This is a genomic window from Streptomyces sp. NPDC001858 (assembly GCF_053594615.1).
In genome coordinates this window covers 301540-323637 of record NZ_JBSFEV010000008.1, presented here as the reverse complement: position 1 = coordinate 323637, position 22098 = coordinate 301540, and the positions used below count along the sequence as shown (strand labels likewise).

The window sequence follows — 22098 nt, the reverse complement described above, 5'->3', positions numbered from 1 at the left end:
CAATGTCAAAAGCAACCGTCGTCACCGCCAACAAACGGTCAGACCCCACCAGCCCACAACACTCCCCCACCCCCACCAGGAAACCCACCAACGCCCCATGCCCCACCACCACACCCTTCGGCCGCCCCGTCGACCCAGAGGTGTAGATCACATACGCCGGATGCTCCAACACCAGCCCACCCAGCCGATCAGCGTCCACCAGATCACCGGCCGCCTGACCGGCCACCGCGCCCGCAACAGCCGGCTCGTCCAGCACCACACAACCCGCCACCGCAGGCAACGCCGACACCGTCACAGAGTCCGTGACCACCAGGACCGGATCCGCATCCTCAAGCATGTACGCGATGCGGTCCACCGGATACTCCGGATCCACCGGCACATACCCCGCGCCCGACTTCAACACCGCCAGCAACGCCACCACGAGCTCCACCGACCGCGGCAACGCCACCGCCACCAACCGCTCCGGACCCGCACCCCGACCCACCAGATACCGCGCCAGCCGATTCGCCCGCGCGTTCAACTCGCCATACGACAGCTCCACGCCATTGCTCACCACGGCGGTCGCCCCGGGAGTCCGCGCCACCTGCGCCTCGAACAACTCCGGAACCGTCACCCCCGGCACCTCACGAGCAGTGTCATTCCACTCCACCAACACCCGCCGACGCTCATCAGCACCCAGCACATCAATCTGACGCACCGGCTCATCGGGACGGGCAGTCACCGCTTCCAGCACCCGCACCAAACGGTCCGCCAGACCCCGAACCGTCTCCTCGGCGAACAGGTCAGTGCGGTAATCCACCCGACCGTCCAGTCCGGCAGCCACCCCGTCGACATGGGTCTCGCCCAAACTGAAGGACAGATCGAACTTCGCCACCGCGTCCTGACTGGGTTCCAGTGCCACCCTCAGGCCGGGCAACACCACCTCTGCGTCAGCGTTGTTCTGGAAGGCGAGCATCACCTGGAACAGCGGATGCCGGGCCATCGACCGGGCGGGATTGAGCACCTCCACCAGATGCTCGAAGGGGACGTCCTGATGCGCGAACGCCGCCAGATCCGCCTCCCGCACCCGCTCCAGGATCTGCCGGAAGCTCGGGTCACCCGACACATCCGTGCGCAGCACCAGCGTGTTCACGAAGAAGCCGACGAGTTCGTCCAGCGCATCGTCGGTGCGGCCGGCCACCGCAGTACCCAGCGGGATGTCCTCACCCGCGCCCATCTTCGACAGCAACACCGCCAGCGCAGCCTGCACCGCCATGAACACACTCACGCCGCACCCACGCGAGACCTCAACCAACCGCGCATGCACCCCAGCCGGCACACACAGCGCCACCGAACCACCCACATGCGACGCCACCGCCGGACGCGCGAAGTCCACCGGCAACTCCAACTGCTCCGGCAGCCCCTCCAACGCCTCACGCCAGTAGGCCACTTGACCGGAGATCACACTCTCCGGATCGTCCTCACTGCCCAACACCTCACGCTGCCACAACGTGTAATCCGCATACTGCACCGGCAACGGCAACCAGGCAGGCACACGCCCCTCAGACCGCGCCGCATACGCAACGGACAGATCGCGAGCCAGCGGAGCCATCGACCAACCATCGGCCGCGATGTGATGCACCACCATCACCAACACCCACTCACCGGAGCCCTCCACCTCCAGCAACCGCACCCGCCACGGCAGATCCGACTCCAGATCAAACCCCGCACCAGCAACACCCGCCACCACCCCGGCAACCCGCTCCGCCGCCACCGACTCGACGACGACATCAGGCACACCCGCCCGACCCTCAACGACCACCTGCCGCGGCTCACCATCCACCTGCGGAAACACCGTCCGCAGACTCTCATGCCGACCCGCCACATCACCCAACGCCGCCCGCAACGCCCCCACATCCAGCGCACCCGACAACCGCAGCACCAACGGGATGTTGTACGTCGCCGACAGTCCCTCCAACTGCCCCAAGAACCACAGCCGACGCTGCGCGAACGACACCGGCAACCACTCCGGACGCTCCCACACCCCCAACCTCTCCCGAACCCGACCACCCACACCGAGCCGATCGAACAACCCGGCGACGGTCGGCGCCTCGAACAACGCGCGGATACTCACCTCCACACCCAGCACGGACCGGACACGGCTCACCAGTCGCGTGGCAAGGAGCGAGTGACCTCCGAGGTCGAAGAAACTGTCATCGATCGACACCGCGCCGACACCCAGCACCTCCGCGAACAGCCCGCACAGGACCTCCTCACGGGGCGTGCGGGGAGCCCGCCCGACGGCCTGCGGGGTGAAGTCCGGGGCGGGCAGGGCCCGCCGGTCCAGCTTCCCGTTCGGCGTCAGCGGCAGCCCGTCCAGGACCACGAACGCCAACGGAACCATGTAGTCCGGCAACCGCTGAGCCAGGTAGCCGCGCAGGCCGGCCGGATCCATGGTGGCGTTCGCCGTGGGGACGACGTAGGCCACCAGGCGCTTGTCACCCGGCTGGTCCTCACGCACCACCACCACAGCCTGGGCCACGTCCTCGTGACCGATCAGCGCCGCCTCGATCTCACCCAACTCGATACGGAAACCCCGCACCTTCACCTGAGCGTCCGCACGCCCCACAAACTCCAGAACACCATCGGCACTCCACCTCACCAGGTCCCCGGTCCGGTACATCCGCGCCCCCGACGGACCGAACGGATCCGCGACGAACCGCTCCGCCGTCAACCCCGCACGACCCACATACCCCCGAGCAACACCGGCGCCCGCCACATACAACTCACCCGCAACACCCACCGGCACCGGACCCAACCCGGCATCCAAGACGTAGGCCTGGGTGTTCCACACCGGCCGGCCGATCGGCACGGGGCCGTCCGCCACCACCTGACCCGGCTCCAGCAGCTGCTCAACCGCCGTCACCGTCGTCTCCGTCGGACCATAGGCGTTGATCACCCGCACACCCGGATGCGACGCACGCCACCGCTGCAGCGCCTCCCCATGCAGCGTCTCCCCCGCCACCAGCAAGGTGCCCGACGGCGAGGCCTGCTCCGGCAGGGTCTCCAGCAGCCCCAGATGGGACGGTGTCACCTTCATCAGCGACGGCCGCGGCGCCGAATCCGACTCCGACTCAGCCACCTGTTCGTCCAAGTCCGCCACCCGCACCGCACCGCCCGCAACCAGCGGCGTCCACAACGCGGTCACCGTCAGGTCAAAGGCCACCGACGAATGCAGCAGCGACACCCCGCCGGCATCCGCATACGTCTCCCGTGCCCGGACCAAATAGCCGCCCAGCGAGCGATGTTCGACCACCACGCCCTTCGGCCGCCCGGTCGACCCCGACGTGAAAATCACATACGCCGGCGCCGCCAACCCCACCGCAGGCAGGTTCCCAGCGGCATACCCCGATGAGTCCGCCCCGGCCAGCCACTCCGCATCCACCACCAGCGTGGGCTGGGTGTCGGCCAGCATCCGTGCGATCCGCTCGGCCGGATACTCCGGGTCCACCGGCACATACGCCGCCCCCGACTTCGCCACCGCCAGCAACACCGCCAGCAGCTCGGCCGAGCGCGGCAGCTTCACCGCAACGAACCGCTCAGCACCCGCACCCCGCTCAACCAGCAGCCGTGCCAAACGGTTCGCCCGCGCGTTCAACTCCGCATACGACAGCACGACGCCGTCCTCGAACACCGCCGGAGCATCCGGGGTGCGCGCCGCCTGTGCCTCGAACAACTCCGGCAGGGACACCTCCGGCACCTCACGGGCAGTGTCGTTCCACTCCACCAGCACCCGCCGACGCTCACCGGCGCCCAGCACATCAATCTCACGCACCGGCCGATCCGGATGGGTGACCAGCGCTTCCAGCACCCGTACCAACCGATCCGCCAAACTCCGAACCGTCTCCTCGGTGAAAAGGTCGGTCCGGTAGTCCAGCTGCCCCTCGAGCCCAGCAGGAGCACCGACTTCCGTATGGTCTTCCCTCAGCCTGACCGAGAGATCGAACCTCGCCACCGCATCCTCAATGGGCTCCAGTCCCACCCTCAGGCCGGGCAACGCCATCTCTGCGTCAGCGTTGTTCTGGAAGGCCAGCATCACCTGGAACAGCGGATGCCGAGCCATCGAGCGCGCCGGGTTGAGGATCTCCACCAACCGCTCGAAGGGGACGTCCTGATGCGCGAATGCCGCCAGATCCCGCTCCCTGACCCGCCCCACCACGTCACGGAACGACGGATCCCCCGACACATCCGTGCGCAGCACCAGCGTGTTCACGAAGAACCCGACCAGCTCGTCCAGCGCATCATCCGTGCGGCCTGCCACCGCAGTACCCAGCGGAATGTCCTCGCCCGCGCCCATCTTGGACAGCAACACCGCCAACGCGGCCTGCACCGCCATGAACACACTCGCCCCGCACCCGCGCGAGACCTCAACCAACCGCGCATGCACCTCAGCCGGGACCGACAACGGCACCGAACCACCCACATGCGACGCCACCGCCGGACGCGCGAAGTCCACCGGCAACTCCAACTGCTCCGGCAGACCCTCCAACGCCTCCCGCCAATAGGCGACCTGTCCGGCGATCACACTGTCCGGATCATTCTCACTGCCCAGCACCTCACGCTGCCACAACGTGTAATCCGCATACTGCACCGGCAGCTCACGCCACCCCGGGGCCCGCCCCTCACACCGCGCCGCATACGCGATCGACAAATCCCTCGCCAGCGGAGCCATCGACCAACCATCCGCTGCGATGTGATGGCCCACCATCACCAACACCCACTCACCGGAGCCCGAGCCCGAACCCTCCACCTCCAGCAACCGCACCCGCCACGGCAGATCCCGCTCCAGGTCAAACGCCGAAGACACCACCGCCGAGACCACGGCAGCAACCTCACGCTCCGCGACCTTCTCGATCACGCACTCCGGCACCGCCTCGTCGCCGTCCAGGACCTTCTGCCACGGCTGCCCATCCACCTGCGGGAACACCGTCCGCAGACTCTCGTGCCGACCCGCCACATCACCCAGCGCCGCCCGCAGCGCCTCCACGTCCAGTGCACCCGACAACCGCAGCACCAGCGGAACGTTGTAGGTCGCGGACGGGCCCTCCAACTGCCCCAGGAACCACAACCGACGCTGCGCGAACGACACCGGCAACCGCTCCGGACGCTCACGCACCCCCAACCGCTCCCGCACCCGACCACCCTCACCGAGCCGGTCGGCCAGGGCAGCCACACTCGGCGCCTCGAACAGGGCCCGGATGCTGACCTCCACACCCAGCGTCGAGCGGATACGGCTCACCAACCGTGTGGCGAGGAGCGAGTGACCGCCGAGGTCGAAGAAACTGTCGTCGATCGACACCGCGTCGACACCCAACGCCTCGGCGAACAGCCCGCACAGGACCTCCTCGCGCGCAGACCTCGGCGCCCGACCGGACCCGCTCACGGCAGACTCCGGGGCGGGCAGCGCCCGCCGGTCCAGCTTCCCGTTCACCGTCAACGGCAAGCCGTCGAGCACCACGAACGCCGACGGAACCATGTAATCCGGCAAGCGCTCCGCCGCATGGCCACGCAGCGCACGAACATCGAGATCATCGCCAGGCGCATCCGCGCCAGGCACGACATACGCCACCAGACGCTTGTCACCCGACTGGTCTTCACGCAGGATCACTGCGGCTTCGCCCACCTGCTCGTGGCCGGTCAGCACCGCCTCGATCTCACCCGGTTCGATCCGGAAGCCCCGCACCTTGACCTGGTCATCGACCCGGCCAACGAATTCCATCGTGCCGTCGACCAGCCAGCGGACCACGTCTCCCGTGCGGTAGATCCTCGTGCCGGGCCGTCCGAACGGGTTGGCCACGAAGCGGTCTGCGGTCAGTTCGGGTCGGTTCAGATAGCCCCGAGCGAGGCCGTCACCGCCGATGTAGAGCTCGCCGCTCACGCCTGTGGGGACCGGCCGCATCGCGTCGTCGAGAACGTACAGCTGTGTGTTCCACAGGGGACGCCCGATGGGCACGGCGTTCTGGGGGACCTCCGCCGGGTCACGGAGGGGATTGACTGCGGAGAAGACGGTGGTTTCCGTCGGGCCGTACTCGTTTGCCACGACCGTGCCCGGGCAGGCCTGGAGGACCCGGCGGACGGCAGCGGGCGAGACGACGTCACCGCCCGCCCAGATCTCGCGTACGCCACGGAAGCAGGCGGGGTGTTCCTCGGCGAGCACCCGGAACAGGCCGGCGCTCACGAAAAGACCCGTCACCTCCTGCTCGGTGATCACCTGGGCGAGGTCGGCGGCATCGAGCGGGCCGGCCGGTGCCACCACGACGCGACCGCCCGTCAGCAGCGGTGTCCAGATCTCGAAGGTGGACGCGTCGAAGGCGTACGGAGAATGCATGAGCACGCGCTCGTGGCGGCCCGAGCGCCAGTAGCTGTCCGCGGCCAGATGCACGACGTTGCGGTGTGTATTGGCGACGCCCTTGGGCTTGCCGGTGGACCCGGATGTGTACATCACGTACACCAGTTGCTCGGGATCCACCGTCGCGGCCGAACGACCCTCCGTCGGTTCGGTGTCGACCTCAGCCTCGGCCTCGGCCTCGCCCCCGACTTCAACCTCGACCCTGACCCCGGCAGCCTCGCCTCCCAGCGACACCCGGATCACAGGAAGGTCGACCGTGAACGGGATGTCCTCGGGGTCCCGGTCGGTGAGCAACGCGATCGCCGATGTGTCGCTCAGGATGAACTCGGATCGTGCGGCGGGCTGGTTGGCGTCGATGGGGACGTACGCACCACCGGCCTTCAGTACCGCCAGGGAGGAGACCACGACGCCTACGGAACGCGATTGGAGGACCGCGACTCGGCTCTCGGCCTCCACACCGCAACGCAGCAGCTGGGAGGCCAGGCGATCGGCCCGGGCATTCAGTTCGGCGTAGGTCAGGACGCCGTCGTCGCCGGTGACGGCCACGTCGTCAGGGGTCTGCGCCACTTGCCTTTCGAAGAGTTCATGGACTGCCACGTTCTGCGGATAGTCGACGCCGGTGTCGTTCCAGCGGACGAGGATCTGTTCCCGCTCATCGGATCCCACCAAGTCGGCCTGGCGCAGGGCGGCCTCGGGGTTCTCGATCAGCTGGTCCAGCAGGCGGCGGAAACGGGCCTGGTGTCCGGCGAGTTCGGTGCGGTCGTACAGGTCGGAGTTTCCGTCGAAGTCGAAAGTCAGGCCCTGGCCTCCCGGCGTGTCCCGAACGACGATGCACAGGTCCGCGACGGGCCCGTTGGAGAGGTTGTGCGGTACACCGTGGACGTCGCCGAGGGTGATTCCATCGTTGAAGGAGATGATGTTGACAACCACGTTCCAGATACGCTGGGTCTGGTTTCCCGCGCGAATTTCGCGAATCAGATCCTCGGAGCGGAAGCGTTGGTGTCTGAGCGCCTGGTTGACCTCGGCGGTGGTCAAATTCAGCAGTTGAGCGAAGGATTCCTCGCCGGATACGCGCAGACGGAGGGGCAGCACATCCGAGAGCATGGCGGGAATGCGCCTGGCCTGGGCCGACTTCCGGCTCATGACCGGAAGTCCGAGGACAATGTCCTGTTCACCCGTCATACGGCTCAGGTAGACAAAGGCGGCTGCTATGAGGACGGCCGAGCGGGTGGTGCGGTGGGCGTGCGCCAGGTCGTCCAGTTTGTCGCGGTCGTCGTCGGCCAGTTCGGTGGTCACGCGGCCGAATCGGCCGTTGATCTGGGGTTCGCGTCCGACGAGGGTGGTCGGATGCGGGCGATCGGCGAACTTGCCGAGCCAGTACTCGCGGTCGGCGGAGTACCTCGGCGAGGCCAGGTATTCCTGGTACTCCTCGAAGAGCGGGGCGAGGTTCTTCGGGCTCGTCGTCACGGCCGGCTCCCGGCCGGCCAGCGCTGACGTTCCTTCGTGACCCTCGTGGCCCTCGTGGCCCTCACGGCCTTCGCGGCTTTCGTGGAAGGCCGTGTACAGCTCTCCCACCCGTTGTTGGAACAAGGCGCCGCCATAGGCGTCGACAAGGATGTGGTGGAAACGGACGTACCAGAAGTAGCGCTTGCTCGATATCTCGATGAGGGCGAAGGCCGAGAGTGGATCGGTGAGGAGGTCGACACGCCGGAACAGATCGGCGTGCATCCAATCGTGGGCCGCGGCTTCGGGGTCGGACTCGCCGGACATGTCGAGGAACTGAATACGCGGAACGGTGTCCGTGGCGACGCTCTGTCGTATGTCGCCGCCCAGGTCACTGAATCGCAGGTTGAGCGCCTCGCACTCGTGGAACGCCTGAGTGCAGGCTTCCTGGAGAAGAACGGGGTCGATCTCTCCATGGAATTCCACGTATTCGGCGATGTTGTACGCATGGCCCGACGGGTCCAGCTGATGACCGAACCAGATGCCCGTCTGAGCAACGGACAATTCCCTGTGTGCGCTCTGACCCTCAGACACAGTAATCACCTTGATCTCGAAGCTCTTATCAGGAGCAGACAGCGAATCGGGCCCGGCACATCAGGCGTGGACGGCACGCGCCTCGATCACGCTGTAGAAAGACTCGGCAAGCGGAGTGACGTTCGAAATCTCCAAGCCGGCGGGCCAAAGGAGGGTGCGGTACTGGGCGAGGGTGCGCTCTCGGCCTCCCAGGAGGACCATCATTCCGAGATCGCTCCAGCGTGCCGGATGGGGTTCACTCGACTCGGGGGTGATCATTTCGCAGATCAGTACCCGGCCTTCGGCAGCCAGTGCTTCCCGGCTTCTGCGCAGGATTTCGACTGCTTCATGGTCCTCCCAGTCATGCAGGACGCTGCACATCAGATGTGCGTCCGCACCGGTGGGGAGTTCATGGAAGAAGTCGCCCGAAGCCGTGCTGCAACGGTCCCGCAGCGAAGTGGGAAAGCCTGCCTTCTCCGTTCGCTCCACGACCGCGGGGCGGTCGAAGAGGATGCCCCTGAGATGGGGATTCGCTTCGAGCACCGAGGTGAGGACCGCGCCCTTGCCTCCGCCGATGTCGAGTACACGGCGTATGCCCTGCCAGGCCGGAAGCGTGGCGAGGCCGCCGTACAGACGGGTCGCCCGTTCCTGCATGCGTTGGTCGAACGACGCGCCGACCTGGTCGTCGCCTTCCTTGTGGACGAAGAACTTCGTTCCGAACTCGCTGTCGAAGGCGGGCCGGCCCGTGGCGATGGTGTCGACCGCGCCGAGCCAGGCGCGGTAGGAATCGACGTTGCTGAGGGTTTCCCGCATGGATACCGAGGAATCGCTCAGCAGCAGTTGACCCAGCTCGGTGAGAGCGAACCAGCCCTCGTTCTCCTCCTGGAAGAAGCCGCAGCCGGCGAGCGCGCGCAGCAGTCGTTCGAGCGCCCCGGGCGCCACGTTGAGCACCCGGGCCAAGTCCTTGACGCTTCGTGCGGAGTCGGAGCACTCGTCCGCGATCGCCAGCCGCGCTGCTGCCGACAGCGCGTACGGCAGGACGGCGACGATGCTGTCGTCGGCCATGCGGAGGAAGTCACGGACCACTGGGTCGGTCGCGGTGGCTATGACGCGCTCTCTGTCCGTACTCACCGCGGGTTCGCCCTTCGTTCGCGTCGTCAAATGATCGGGGTGGGAAGCAGCTTGGTCAGGAACCGGCTTCGCTCATGGCGTCCACCAGACTCTTCGGACGCATGTCCACCCAGTTCTCGTTGATGTAGTCGAGACAGGCCTGGCGGGTGTCCTTGTCGTGGGCGACGGCCCATCCGGCCGGCACGAGGGCGAAGGCAGGCCAGAGCGAATGCTGACCCTCGTCGTTCACCAGAACGAGATAGGTGGCCTCGGGGTCCTCGAAGGGGTTGGTCATGAGTCGGCTTCCTTCCGTGTTGTGGATGCTTGTGCGGGTGCCTGTCGAGCCGGCTGCGGGATGCGGAGCACGGCGCTGGCCACTCCTCCGTCGGGATCGGCGGCGGTGACGACCGCGATGCGGTCATGGTCAGCGGGGGTGCTCCCGGCCGTGCTCAGCAGTGCGGCGATCTCGAAGACGGAGGCCGCTGCGGAGGTGTCTCCGATCAGCGCGGCGACGTCGGGTCGGGACACGGCCGCCGCGCCGAAGGTGTCGTGCAGCAGCCGGCTCTCCTCGGACCTCGGTGTCTCGCGGCTGCCGCTCGGCATGGCGGCCCATACATCCGCCGCCGATACTTGGGCCGCCTCCAAGGAGGCCGCCAGGCAGGCGTGGAGGGCGGCGCTGGGTTCGCCGTCCACGTCGATGCGCGAGGAGATCGACAGGAGCTCGGCCAGGACCGTACGTCCGCCGGACACCGACTCCGGTCGCTCCAGCAAGAGCACGGCGCTGCCTTCCCCGAGTCCTCTGTCGACGTGCTTCCCGAGCCTTCTGTGGTGCTCGATCCAGGAGCGGGCCTGGGAGTACTCCTCGGTGCCGCCGACCACCACGCGGTCCGCTCGGCGCTGGGCCAGCAGCCGTCGGCCGTAGGCCAGACACATCAGTCCCGATACCCGTCCTGCGGCGATGGTGCTGTTGGGCCCCCGCAGCCCGTGCCAGATGGCACTGGCCGAAGTCGCCCTGTTCATCGCCATGTTGGGGACGGCCACGGGTGGCACGTCCTGCGGGCGGCGGCCTTCGAAGGAGGCGCGGGTCACGTCCGCGTATCCCTGCGCGCTGTGTGTCGTGGTGCCCAGCACGAGTGCGGTGGTCAGGCCGTGGTCGGCGGCGAGGTCAGGTGCGTAGTCCAGCAGGTCTCGCACGGCGGTGATCGTCAAGCCGGTGGCCCGGTCGAGCCCTCTGGTGCCGGTCCTGCCCAGGGTCTCCCGGACGTCGAAGCCCGGGACCAGGTGGGCGCGGCCGTCGGCGACGACGCCCCAGCGCGTGGTGTCGGGGCTATGCGCGGTCTCATGCCCGGAGAGGAGTCCTTGTTCGAAGGCCTCGCGGCCGACGCCGAAGGGTGACACCGCCGACCAGGCGGTGATGACCGGGTGCTTCGTGCGCTCCGCGGTGGTGGTGGGCATGCCTGCTCCTCTCTGGCGTCGATGTGGATGTCGGTGTCATGGCTGTGCTGGGTGCTTGTCGGCGGGCCGCTAGGCGCGGTGCCTCCCGAGCACGAGGACGGCGTTGTTGCCGCCGAATGCCAGTGCGTTGTTCTGCACGATCCGCACGTCGGCTTCCAGTGCACGGTTGGGTACGCAGTCGACGGGGCATTCGGGGTCGGTCTGCCGGTGATTGGCGGTGGGCGGGATGAACCCGTGCCTGATGGCAAGGACGCTCGCCACCGCGCCGAGCGCGCTGGCGGCTCCCATGGTGTGTCCGATCATGGACTTGATGGCCGTGGTGCGTGGCATCGCGTCGCCGAACACATCGCGCAGGGCCTGGACTTCGGTGATGTCGTTGGTCGGCGTGCCGGTGCCGTGGGCGGACACGAGATCGACGTCCTCGGGCTTGACTCCGGCGTCGTCGAGAGCCAGTCGTATGCATCGGGCCACGCTGTCCCGCTCGGGTGCCACCGGGTGGTGGGCGTCGCAGTTCAGGCCGTAGCCGAGGACTTCCGCGTACACGTGCGCTCCCCGAGCGAGCGCGGACTGTTCGTCCTCCAGGACGAGCATGGCGGCGCCCTCGCCGACGAGCAGGCCGTCGCGTTCCGTGTCGAACGGGCGGCACTCCTCGGCGGCGACCAGCCTCAGCCTGGTGAAGCCGACGAGGGTCTTGCGGCAGAGTGCGTCGGCTCCGCCCACCAGGGCGTAGTCGCTCTCGCCGGACCTGACGGCGTCGAATCCGTTGCCGATCGCGTAGTTGCCGGCCGCGCAAGCCGTGGCGATGGTCGTCGCTTCGACATCGTCGAGGCGCAGTTCGCGTGCCACGTGCACCGAGAGTTGTGCGGCGGAGACCCTGCGCGCCGGCAGCGCCGGCATGTCCTCGAGACCGCCCGGCAGAACGGTCTCCACGATGCGGTCGAGGTCGGGCACTCCGCCGTCGGTCGTGCCGACGGTGATGACACCACGGCGTGCGGCCGGTCCGGGGCTGTCCAGCCCGGCATCCCGGAGGGCCATGCGGGTTGCTGCGATGGCGAATTGGGACGCCCGTCCCACGTCTTCGAGCGGCAGGCGCCGGACCCAGGCCTCGGGGGTGAAGTCCCGTACCTGATGTCCGCGTCGGTGCGGGAAGCCCTCGACGTCGAACTGTGTGATCTCAGCAGTGCCGGTACGGCCCGCCCGTAGCGCATCGGTGAAGCATTCGACGCCGTTGCCGATGCTGGACAGGACGCCGATGCCGGTGATGACCACCCGCCGACGGTCGCCCGAGAGCGCCTCCCCCATGAATGCGTTCACCTTGCCTTGGCCGTTTCCAGCACTTGGAGAACCGTCCGCAGGTCGACCATGCGATTCAGTTCCCTTCGTTCGATCTCGACGCCCAGGCCTGTCTCGATATTGCTCAGGATTTCGATCGCGTTCATGGAGTCGGCGCCGTACTCGTCCCCGAACCTGGCGTCGAGAGTCAGCTCGCTGTCGTCCAGTTCGAGGACTTCGCAGATGATTTCACGAACTCTTGCCTCGCGCTCGGCAGGAAGCACTGTCTCTCCTTTTTCTCACGGCCCCGGGCAGATCGCTTGCGATGGAATATCACTTGCGGCGGAAGGCGCTTTCGTAGGCGTCGCTGTGCAGACCGTGCCGATAGGTTTCCACCCTCAACAGCTCTTCCAGCCGTACGTTGCCCAGAGCCACCTCGGATCCGAAGTGGTCGAGCAGCGCGAACTGACTGGGCTTGGTCGGCGCTTCAAAAATCAGGCGATGCAAGCCGAATTCATCGGCGAGCGTATCGGCAAGGGCGCCGTTGAGACAGCCGTCGGCGTCGAAGAGACCTACGTCGGCCGCGTTCTCTCTTCCTTCGACGACCAGGTGCGTGGCGCCTTCGTTGAGCCACTGCCCGCCGAGCGCCACAAGCTCCTTGGTCGTCGTCTCGTCAAAAGGTCCGTCGTGCTTCCCGCCTATTTCATAGATGACGGTGAGACTGCGTGCGCTCGCGGCTTCCATCACCCGCCCCGGGTGCAGATCCGAGCGGGTGAAACCCTGGCCGGCTTCGATTCCTGTCACGCCCAGCCGCCGGCACAGATCAAAGTATTCTTCGAGAAGCCCCTGATCCGCAGCTATTTCGAACATCCCACCGCCGACGGTGACCGCCAGGTCGTGGTCCCTCGCGGTGTGAACCTTCTCCCGCAGGCTGCCGTCCTCGATCAGGAGCCAGGTAGCCATGGAAAGCTTGAATCCCGCCATCAGGGAATGACTCTGTCTGATGTGGCTTGCCACCGTCGCCACATCGTAGCCGGGATCGAAGGGGTAGGTTCGGGGGGATTGTCGGACAACGCCAAGAGATTCCAGGAAGTCCCATTGCGGGGATGCCGCTTTGCTCTCTTCGGACACTGATAGTCTTTCCGTCACAGAAAAGGGCTACCTTTCCAGGTGTATTCCTGCTCCTTGCTCGACCGCCCGTCGATAGACGGCGGCAGCGCAGGCGATATCTCCGATGGCTTGCCCGATGGGATTGAAGAAGATGGTCTCTTCGGACGACTCCCGTCCCGGACGGGATCCGGTGACCAGATCCGAGAGATCGGCATGGCAGCGGTCAGGCCCGAACGTGCCTTGCTCGGCCATGCTGTGCAGCAGCTTCCCCGGCCGCATCACCTGCTCGTAGCAGTCGACGACGATCTTGTCGCTGGCGAGGACGACGTCCGGCATCGGATCGGCGAGGGAGACGTTCAGGAAGAGGGACCCGCGTGGAACCCACCGCGCCGGGATCCATGGCTCCGGCGCCGTGGTGACCGCGAGGATCACCGTTGCGTTGCGCAGGCATGCGGCCGGGTCGGTGTGCACGGTGACCGGCAGTCCGTGCTCGCCGCCGGCCCATCGGGCGAACGCGTCCGCCTGCCGTGCGTCGATGTCGAAGACGTCGAGGCTCTCGGGTCTGCCCCATGACGTGCAGAGGAGCGAGACATGGGTCCTGGCGAGCAGTCCGGCTCCCAGGACGGCCAGGCGTCGGCCGGCCGGCGCCAGGAACCGGCAGGCCAAGGCGGAGACGGCTGCGGTGCGCCAGGCGCTCACGACGGAACCGTCCATGAGGACGAGGGGGTAGGCGCTGTCCGCGTCGTTCAGCACGATGACCGCCGAGGCCCTGGGCAGGCCGCGCGCCTCCTGGTTGTCGTGCGCGCTGCCGATCCACTTGACGCCGGAGAGCCTGACGTCACCGCCGACGTAGGCCGGCATGGCGATGATGCGATCGGTGGGGTGGGGCCGCTCCGGTCGTCTCAGATAGGGCTTGAGCGGCTGCACGACGTCGCCCTTGGCCTGCGCGCGTAACGCGGACTCCAGTGCTTCGACGAAGAAGGCGTGCTCCGCACCGACGAGCCCTTCGACGTCGGCGGCCGATAAGTACAGCAGGGAAGAATTCCCAGCGGAACCCGACGTGTTCAAGATTCCTCCTGCACCCGGCTCGGTGACAGATGACCCGTCTGGTCATGGACGCTCGGATTCACCTGTGGAACGGTGGACGCATCGCTGGCGGCCAGCCAGCCAAGGGTACGAATCAACTCGCGCGCAAAATCATCCTCATGTTCAGCCAGATAGAAATGGCCGCCGGGGAGAGTACGCGATCTATACGCTCCCCTTGTGGCATGAAGCCAACCGTCCACCTTCTCCGAAGGGACATCGGAATCGTCTGCCCCACGTAAGGACACAATGGGCACAGAAACCCTTCGAAGGGGCCGTGGCGAATATTCCTTGACAAGTCGGAAGTCGGCTCGGATGGCAGGCATGACGAGTTCTCTGAGTTCTGGTCGCTCTATGGACTCGATATCCATGCTGCCGATCCTGTGCAGTTGTGCGATCAGTTCCTCATCACTGCCGGTCGACCATTCTCTCTCGGCCGGCAGGTGAGGTGCGATCTGCCCGGACACGATCAGCCCGAGCGGTTGGCGGGCGAAATAGGACTCCAGGTAGCGGGCGACTTCGAAGGCCACCCAGGCGCCCATGCTGTGACCGAAGAGGACAAGAGGGGTCGGACCACTCAGATGCTGTCGTAGCGCCTCGGCCACTTTCGGAGCCAGCTCGTCCATCCGGGAGACACAGGGGTCACCGATGCGATCCTGCCGACCCGGATACTGGATGGCCAGCAGCTCAATCCCGTCGGGCAGCCACTTGGCCCAAGAATAGTAAGAACTGGCCGCACCGCCGGCGTGCGGAAGACACACCAGGCGAATGCGTGCTTGCTGACACCGCTTGATGCAGCGGACCCACTCGGCAGGTGCAGTGACAAGGTCAGGTGAACGCACGCCCACCGCCAAGACTCACGCGGGTACATCGATATGCGGAGAGCAACTCATCCGCACCTTCGGCGTGCCCCTTTCCTGACTCCGCGCGATGAGACATGCCAGTACTTGCCCAGCAGAAAACCACGCCATTCACCCCCGTGACGAATCAGCGTTTGCAATGTTAGTAGCCCGTGCCCACGACGGTTGAGGCAGTTCCGTCCAGCGGTGCCGGCGACGGCCAGTCACGGCTCGCCGGGCCCCCGCCTTCGTGCCGCCCTGCACACATGGAGAAGGCCAAGGCTCAGGCCGCCGACGCGACGACCGCGGAGACTCGCATGATCATTCTTGTGGACATGTCGGTGAGGCCCCTCTGCTTCGCGTAGGTGTTCCCGTCGGCCGGATGACTGGATCAGTATGCGAGCGACTGGTGGGGCTGTCGTTAGCAGTGAGTCCACAGTGACACTTGACGGTGCGTCTACTCCCGCAGGAACAGCGCCTGATGCCGAGGCCGTTGCGCCAGCTCATGGACGCCTGCTGCCGGGCCCGGCCGGTCACCCACTTCGTTGCTCGCACCGGCCGAGACCGTGCCATCGGGACGACTCAGGCAGGAGACCGTCGGCGAACTGTGGGCCTCCTACGAGTCCCGACGCCCACCGTGACGCCATCGAATACGTCAGTGACTCGCCCTTGCCGACCCACCCTTGACCATCCGGCGAACCGTGGGTCAACGTTGGGGTGCTCCGGTGGCGACCAGTTCCCAGTTGCCCAGGCGTCTGCCTTCCAAGACATGACAGCCGGCCCATGACTTGACATGGCACATAAGGGCCGCACCGTACACGACGAAACAACACCCTTTTATCGGGCGTTCCGGGCGCGACATGCCTCGACAGGCGACCCGGTCGCGGTCAGGCCGGTCATGAATCCGCCTCTTGTCGGTTGTGATGTCGGCCTGTTTCTGTGATCACTTGCAAAATGCCTCGACCCCAGTCCAAATCAAGGAGCTATGGTGCGATCGGCTACGGGGGCATGCCAAGGGGGCCGATCCGATGTGACTTGCCGGAGCACCACAGGGGGAATCGGGGAAAAGGTGGATCAAAGCAGCAGACAGCTGGGGGAAGCATCGGCTCCGATACATCACGGTGAGGTATTGCAGGGATTGTTCCGTGATGCCGGAACGCTGCGCAGAGCGCTCGTCACCCTTCCTTGTCCCCTGCACTCCGTCCATGCGACCTACACCACGAACGGCCGCTCCGAAGTTTCCGTCTCGCCGACCTGGAAGACCAAGGCGCAGACAGCCGCCTGCCTTACCCTGTCCTTGTTCGATCTTCCCGTGGGCGGACACCTGGAGATATCGAGCAGCGTACCTCTCTCGCGCGGCTTCGGGTCTTCAACGAGCGATGTATTAGCGGCCATAGGCGCGATCCAGGACAGATTCTCCCTACCGTTGTCCGCGGAGACGGCCGCCCACTTGGCTGTTCGCGCCGAGATCGCTTCGGACTCCCTGATGTTCCGCTCCACTGCCGTTCTCTTCGCGCATCGGGACGGCGAAGTGATCGAAGACTTCGGCTATCCTCTGCCGTCGGTTCACGTGCTGGGTTTCGGGTCCAGACCCAGTCAGGGCGGCCGCGGTGTGGAAACCCTGAACCTGACGCCCGCCCGCTACACGCACGACGAGATCCGACAGTTCGACGAACTGCGCAGCATGCTCCGCGAGGCGGTCCTGCACAAGGACGTCAACCTGTTCGGCCAGGTAGCCACCGCCAGTACCAAGCTCAACCAGCGCCACCTCCCGATCCCGCATCTCGACCGCATTCTGGCGATCGTCGGGGAATCCCAGGCTGTTGGCCTTCAGATATCGCACAGCGGTGATATCGCGGGGCTCCTCTTCGACCGGGACGACCCTGCCCTGGATGCCCGCACGACCTACGCTGAGGAGTTGCTGCGCCACACCGGGATAGTCGAGTTGTGGGAGTTCGCTACAAATGAATGAACGGGGATATGTCAATCCAGCAGTCGAGCATCTATCCGTCGATCATCGAAGCGATCGAGCTACCCCGAATCATCCACATCGGCGAGAACCTCTACGCTGCCGCCTTCACCCTGATGAAGCTGTTGCCTGCCCGCTACATCATCGACAAGGCCATCGCCGCCGGTGAGCTCACCCCCGGCACTCCGGTCATCGAGACGTCCTCCGGTACGTTCGCGCTCGGGCTCGCCATGGTCTGCCGGCAGCGGGGGCTCCCCCTCACGATCGTCGGTGACCGGTCCATCGACGACGACCTGCGGAACCGCCTTGCCATGCTCGGCGCACAGGTCGAGGTCGTCGAGGACCGGGGTCAGCCCGGTGGCATCCAGGGAGCACGCCTGGCAAGGGTCGAGGAGTTGCGGCGTGCCCGTCCGGAGAGCTTCGTCCCCGAGCAGTACACCAACCCCGACAATCCGGCGGCCTATGCGACCGTGGGCCAGCTCGTCTCCCAGGTACTGGGGAGGGTCGACTGTCTGGTGGGCCCGGTCGGCTCGGGCGGCTCCACGGGCGGCATCGCGTCCTGTCTGCGGACCGACAACCCCGATGTGCAGTTGGTCGGAGTGGACACGCACGGCTCCATCATCTTCAAGGCGCCGGAAGGACCGAGGCTGCTGCGTGGTCTGGGCAGCAGCATCATCCCCGGGAACGTGACGCACTCGGCCTACGACGAGGTCCATTGGGTGACACCCGGTGCGGTGTTCCACGCCACCCACGAGCTGTACTGCCGTCACAACCTCTTCATGGGGCCGACCAGTGGCGCGTCCTTCCTGGTCGCCGCCTGGTGGGCCGGGCAGCATCCCGAAAGCAATGTGCTGATGGTGCTGCCGGACGAGGGCTACCGCTATCAGTCGACCGTCTACAACGAAGCCTGGCTGCGCGAGCAGGGTGCCGAGCCGGCACCTGCCCTCGATGGCCCGCGGCTCGTCGAACGACCCGGCGAGGCCGAAGGAAGCTGGTCGAGGCTCCGGTGGGCCCGGCGGAAGTACGAGGATGTCGCCGGCTTCACCGCCGCGGACATCGAGGAGACGGTCACATGACGCACCTCATGCTGCTTCTGGTCGAGAGCAACACGACCGGAACCGGCCGGCAGTTCGTCCAGCGCGCCCGAAGTCTGGGCATCGAACCCGTCCTCCTCACCGCGGACGCGAGCCGCTATCCCTACGTCGCTCAGGACGGGGTGCGGACGGAGGTCGTCGACACCGCGGACGACAGCGCGGTTCTCGGCGTCGCCCGGCGACTCCTGAAGGACGGCAGCGTAGCCGGGGTCACCTCCAGCTCGGAGTACTACGTCGCCACCGCAGCCGCCACCGCATGCGCTCTCGGACTTCCCGGACCCGACGCCGCCGCCGTACGCGACTGCCGGGACAAGGCGCGCCAGCGACGCCTGCTGCGTGCCGGACAGGTTGCCGTCCCTGAGCACAAGCTGGTGCACAGTGTGGAGGAGGCGCTGGCCGCGGCCGAGAGCATCGGTTACCCGGTCGTCCTCAAACCGGTCCAGGGATCGGGGAGTTCGGGGGTACGACTGTGTGAGGGCGCCGACGCGACGGCCGCGCAAGCCGCCGCTCTGGCGACCGCAACCGTGAACGAGCGGGGCGTTCGGGTGCCGTCCGGCTTCCTGGTGGAGGAGTACGTGCGCGGCGCCGAATACTCCGTGGAGGTGTTCGGCCACAGGGTCGTGGCCGTCATCGCGAAGCGTCTTGGGCCGCTGCCGGACTTCGTCGAGCTGGGTCATGACCTCCCGGCCGAGCTGTCGCCGGCCGATGCCTCCCGCTTGCAGGAGCAGGCCGTGCGGGCGGTCGAAGCCCTGGGGCTGGGCTGGGGCGCTGCGCACGTCGAGCTGCGCATGGACCACGAGGACGTCCGCGTCATCGAGGTCAACCCCCGGTTGGCCGGGGGCATGATCCCGGAGCTGATCAGGCATGCCATGGACGTCGATCTCGTGGGCGGTCAGGTGCGGGCAGCTGTCGGGCTGGATCCGGGCATCGAGTCGACGAAGGCCACCAGGTCTGCGGCCATCCGCTTCCTCACCGTGGATCGCCGGGGCCGCCTCGGCGACCAGGCGCGCACCGAGAGAGCGCTGGCCACGGCTCTGGACACGCCGAACGTGGAGTCGGCCACGCTCTACCGCGCTCCCCACGAGCCGGTAGAGCCCGCACGCGACTTCCGCGGCCGCCTCGGCCATGTCATCGCAGCGGCAGAGGACGCGGCCGTCGTCGGCCGGTCGGCCACCGCCGCTCTGCACGCGCTGGCCGCAGCGATCCGCCCGACGACCGGGAGGTCACCGTCATGAGCAGTCAGTCTTCGCCCGGTGCGGCCGAGGTCCCGGCGGACGCCGGTGTGAACACCGGGCGTCTGCGCACCGGCCTGGATCCCGAGGCTCACGCGATCGTCTACGACCAGTACCTGCCCGAGGCGCACGAGTCCAGGGAACCGGGCGAAGAGCTTCGGCTCATCAGCGAGGTGGACCGGGCCCATCTGGTGATGCTCGCCGAGCGTGGCATTGTCGCCTCCCGGCATTCGGCGGCCTTGCTTCGTGCCATCGACGAACTGCGGAAGGTGGACTTCGCACCGGTGCGGGCCCGACCGATGCCCCGCGGTGTGTATCTCGCCTACGAAGGCACGCTGACCGAGCAACTCGGCGAGGAGATCGGCGGGGTGCTGCACACGGGTCGTTCCCGCAACGACCTCAATGCGACCACGGCCCGGCTTCGGGGGCGGCGGCACTTCCTGCGGCTGGCCGAGGCCGCCGAGACGCTCGCCGTCGTCCTCCTCGACAAGGCCGAGGAGCATCGGGCGGTCACCATGCCCGCGTACACGCACGGTCAGCCGGCGGTTCCCATCACCTACGGCCATTACCTGGTGGGAGTGGGCTGCTCCGTCGTCCGTGCGCTCGCCGACCTCCTGCATGCCGGGCGGGAGCTGGACGTCAATCCGTTGGGCGCCGGAGCCGTGGGCGGCACCTCGGTGGCCATCGACACCGCGCGCACAAGCGCCCTGCTCGGCTTCGCCGCCCCCGCTGCCAACTCGGTGGATGCCGTCGCGTCGCGAGACTTCGGGCTCCGGCTCCTCGCCGCTTCGATCACGCTGGGCGTCACCGCCGCACGTGTCGCTCGCGACTTCTCCTTCTGGACCTCCGAGGAGGCCGCGCTCGTCCGCCTCGACGACGATCTGGTGGGGTCCAGCTCGATGATGCCGCAGAAACGGAACCCGTTCCTGCTGGAGCACGTTCAGGGCCGGGCGACCGCCGGTCTCGGCGCTTTCACGGCCGCCGCCTCGTCGATGGTGACCGCGTCCTACACCAACGCCATCGCGGTCGGCAACGAGGCACTGCGACACGTGTGGCCCGGACTGCGCACGACCGCGGACGCGGTGACACTGCTGCGTCTCGTCATCCAAGGCGCCGCACCGGAGACGGAGCGTATGGTGCAGCGCGCCGTCGACGGCTTCACCCCGGCCACCTATATGGCAGAGCGGCTCGTGGCCGCGGGTATGCCGTTCCGCAGCGCGCACCATCTGGTGGGCACCACGGTGTTGCACGCCCTCGACACCTCCCGGTCCCTGGCCGCAGCAGCTCGGGACGTCCCGGAAATCGCGGCCATCGGCCGCAGTGACCTCCTCGTCGACGACGAGGAGGCGGACTGGCTGAACCCGACGGCCGTAGCACAGGCCTGCGCCTACGGCGGCGGACCCGGCGGTGACTCCCTCTCCAGCGCGCTGGCGGAGTTGCGCGCAGACCTCCAGGACGCTCAGGCAGAGCTGGAGCAGCGCCGGGCACGTTGGGCTTCCGGCGCAGTGGCACTGGACCGAGCCGTGCAACGACTGGTGACCAGCTCCTCGGGCACGCCATCGACGGGGAACGTGTGACTGCGCCCATGATCAGCACGACAGATCTCACCAAGTCGTACGACGGCGTGCACGCCCTGCGTGGAGTGAGCCTCGATGTGGCGGAAGGCACCGTACTGGGGTTGCTCGGCCACAACGGTGCGGGAAAGACGACCCTGGTGAACATCCTCGCCACCCTGTTGCCTCCGACCGGAGGAAGGGCGGTCGTGGCGGGCCATGACGTGGTCCGAGCGGGCCAGGCGGTGCGCCACCACATCGGCCTCACCGGCCAGTTCGCCACGGTCGACGAGAAGCTGTCGGGCTTCGACAACCTGGTCCTCATCGCACGGCTGCTCGGCGCCACCCGACAGCAGGCAAGGAACCGGGCCGGCGAACTGCTCGACGCATTCGACCTCGCCGCAGCGGCCGGCCGGCCCTGTCGGACGTACTCGGGCGGGATGCGGCGACGGCTCGATCTGGCAGCGAGCCTGGTGGGCCGTCCCCGGGTGATCTTCCTCGACGAGCCGTCCAGTGGCCTGGATCCGGCCAGCCGCCTGTCCCTGTGGGAGACCGTCGAGGCTCTGGTCGCCGAAGGCACCACGGTGCTGCTGACCACGCAGTACTTGGAAGAGGCGGAGCGGCTCGCCGACACCGTGGCCGTCCTGTCCGAGGGCGTCGTGGTGGCCGCCGGCACCCCGGCGGAGCTGAAGTCCCGCGTCGGCGAACGCCGTGCGCATCTGTCGGTGACCCGCCGTGCGGACGCGGCGAAGGTCGCCGAGGCGCTCCGCCGATACGGGCTGACTGCGGTGGAGACACCCGAAGAGGGCACGGTGAGCGTGCCGGTGACCGGGTTCGGTGATTTCGCGCAGGTCGTCCGCGCTGTCGAGGAAGCGGCGGTACTCGTCTCCGGACTGACCTTGTCGGAGCCCTCGTTGGACGACGTCTATCTGTCGCTGGCCACCAAAGCGGCTGACTCCGCAGCCCGTTGAATCGAG

Annotated in this window: 14 protein-coding genes; 5 read left to right on the top strand and 9 right to left on the bottom strand. The window is 67.1% G+C overall.

The window, feature by feature from the left end; all coding sequences use genetic code 11:
• From ACWCPF_RS15035 to ACWCPF_RS14995, 9 genes are all read right to left on the bottom strand, one after another.
• The coding region (locus ACWCPF_RS15035; RefSeq protein WP_451045440.1) for an amino acid adenylation domain-containing protein at positions 1 to 8425 on the bottom strand (8425 nt) is incomplete at its 3' end.
• A gap of 60 nt (positions 8426 to 8485) precedes the next feature.
• Complete coding sequence (locus ACWCPF_RS15030; protein WP_451045439.1) at positions 8486 to 9535, bottom strand: methyltransferase; 1050 nt, start codon at positions 9533 to 9535, stop codon at positions 8486 to 8488.
• Positions 9536 to 9590: 55 nt separating this feature from the next.
• Positions 9591 to 9809 (bottom strand): MbtH family protein, encoded by a 219-nt coding sequence (locus ACWCPF_RS15025; RefSeq protein ID WP_451045438.1) that lies wholly within the window; start codon positions 9807 to 9809, stop codon positions 9591 to 9593.
• Entirely contained in the window at positions 9806 to 10969 is a 1164-nt protein-coding gene (locus tag ACWCPF_RS15020; protein WP_451045437.1) for a beta-ketoacyl synthase N-terminal-like domain-containing protein, read from the bottom strand. Before ACWCPF_RS15020 ends, ACWCPF_RS15025 begins: the two co-directional genes overlap by 4 nt.
• 69 nt (positions 10970 to 11038) lie before the next feature.
• Positions 11039 to 12271, bottom strand: coding sequence for a beta-ketoacyl-[acyl-carrier-protein] synthase family protein (locus tag ACWCPF_RS15015; protein ID WP_451045436.1), 1233 nt, complete (start codon positions 12269 to 12271; stop codon positions 11039 to 11041).
• Positions 12272 to 12279: 8 nt separating this feature from the next.
• Positions 12280 to 12525 (bottom strand): acyl carrier protein, encoded by a 246-nt coding sequence (locus tag ACWCPF_RS15010; RefSeq protein WP_451045435.1) that lies wholly within the window; start codon positions 12523 to 12525, stop codon positions 12280 to 12282.
• 49 nt (positions 12526 to 12574) lie between these two features.
• Positions 12575 to 13372, bottom strand: a complete 798-nt coding sequence (locus ACWCPF_RS15005; RefSeq protein WP_451045434.1) for a phosphosulfolactate synthase — start codon at positions 13370 to 13372, stop codon at positions 12575 to 12577.
• Between the two features lie 27 nt (positions 13373 to 13399).
• Positions 13400 to 14419 carry a hypothetical protein gene (locus ACWCPF_RS15000; RefSeq protein ID WP_451045433.1) on the bottom strand — a complete coding sequence of 340 codons (1020 nt, stop codon included), beginning with the start codon at positions 14417 to 14419 and terminating at the stop codon, positions 13400 to 13402.
• Positions 14416 to 15282: a thioesterase II family protein gene (locus ACWCPF_RS14995; RefSeq protein WP_451045457.1), complete on the bottom strand. Its 867-nt coding sequence runs from the start codon at positions 15280 to 15282 to the stop codon at positions 14416 to 14418. Before ACWCPF_RS14995 ends, ACWCPF_RS15000 begins: the two co-directional genes overlap by 4 nt.
• 1120 nt (positions 15283 to 16402) lie before the next feature.
• Here ACWCPF_RS14995 and ACWCPF_RS14990 point away from each other — a divergent pair.
• Genes ACWCPF_RS14990 through ACWCPF_RS14970 form a run of 5 tightly spaced genes read left to right on the top strand, consistent with a single transcriptional unit; the run spans position 16403 to position 22092 of the window.
• The gene (locus ACWCPF_RS14990; RefSeq protein WP_451045432.1) at positions 16403 to 17245 is read left to right on the top strand and encodes a GHMP family kinase ATP-binding protein; all 843 of its coding nucleotides are present in this window, start codon (positions 16403 to 16405) and stop codon (positions 17243 to 17245) included.
• Positions 17246 to 17253: 8 nt separating this feature from the next.
• Positions 17254 to 18318, top strand: a complete 1065-nt coding sequence (locus ACWCPF_RS14985; RefSeq protein ID WP_451045431.1) for a PLP-dependent cysteine synthase family protein — start codon at positions 17254 to 17256, stop codon at positions 18316 to 18318.
• Positions 18315 to 19571: an ATP-grasp domain-containing protein gene (locus ACWCPF_RS14980; protein ID WP_451045430.1), complete on the top strand. Its 1257-nt coding sequence runs from the start codon at positions 18315 to 18317 to the stop codon at positions 19569 to 19571. The genes ACWCPF_RS14985 and ACWCPF_RS14980 overlap by 4 nt, the downstream gene beginning before the upstream one ends.
• Positions 19568 to 21145 carry an argininosuccinate lyase gene (locus tag ACWCPF_RS14975; RefSeq protein WP_451045429.1) on the top strand — a complete coding sequence of 526 codons (1578 nt, stop codon included), beginning with the start codon at positions 19568 to 19570 and terminating at the stop codon, positions 21143 to 21145. Before ACWCPF_RS14980 ends, ACWCPF_RS14975 begins: the two co-directional genes overlap by 4 nt.
• 8 nt (positions 21146 to 21153) lie before the next feature.
• Positions 21154 to 22092 (top strand): ATP-binding cassette domain-containing protein, encoded by a 939-nt coding sequence (locus ACWCPF_RS14970; RefSeq protein WP_451045428.1) that lies wholly within the window; start codon positions 21154 to 21156, stop codon positions 22090 to 22092.
• The last annotated feature ends 6 nt before the right edge of the window (positions 22093 to 22098 follow it).